Genomic DNA, 618 nt, shown 5'->3' with positions numbered 1-618 from the left:
GTTGAAGAGGACATGTTTGACCGACAGCCTCTAGTCGTCCTTCAAGGTCAGCTTGTCAAACTGGTATTCACCCAGTCCAGGGCCAACAGGCTTCAAGCTGGTGGCAAACTCAGAGAACTGCTTGATAGACTCCACCTGCTCTTCAAGGAATTCCCCCTCAAGGAAGTCCATCATCTGAGGATCTCCGTGAGTATCAGCAACTTTGTGCAAATCCAGCAAAGCTTGATTAACATGCTTCTCCAAATTCAAAGCTGCCTCCATTGCTTCCAATCCAGTTCCCCATTCATCCTTCTCTGGCTTCTTGATTTCTTTCATCACAATTCGGCCACCACGCTGATTCTGGTACTTCATAAGCTTCATAGCGTGTTCGCGCTCCTCATCCGACTGTTTCAGCATGAACTTGTGGAAACCTGGCAGAGCCACATCATCGCGGTCGAAATGATAGGCCATTGACATGTACACGTAACTGGCATACAACTCAAGGTTGATTTGCTTGTTAATACCAGCCTCGCACTCTTCGTGGTAGTTCTGACGGGCTAGAGAACACATTTTGATCTTGAAAATCGTAGAAATCGGGCAAAAAACGACGTGAAAAAGTCAAATCTTTCGAGAAGAAAC

At 46.4% G+C, this 618-nt stretch carries 1 protein-coding gene; it reads right to left on the bottom strand.

Annotation, left to right across the window (positions count from 1 at the left end; genetic code table 11):
• Positions 1-30 precede the first annotated feature (30 nt).
• Positions 31-549 carry a ferritin family protein gene (locus tag ACYQ78_RS39250; protein ID WP_459806080.1) on the bottom strand — a complete coding sequence of 173 codons (519 nt, stop codon included), beginning with the start codon at positions 547-549 and terminating at the stop codon, positions 31-33.
• Positions 550-618 lie beyond the last annotated feature (69 nt).

It is taken from the genome of Herbidospora sp. RD11066, from assembly GCF_054661255.1.
This window is presented reverse-complemented; position numbering and strand designations above follow the sequence as displayed.

Coding starts and splice junctions, on each gene's coding strand:
- ACYQ78_RS39250 (WP_459806080.1), bottom strand. CDS start 549: ATGTGTTCTCTAGCCCGTCAGAACTACCACGAAGAGTGCGAGGCTGGT.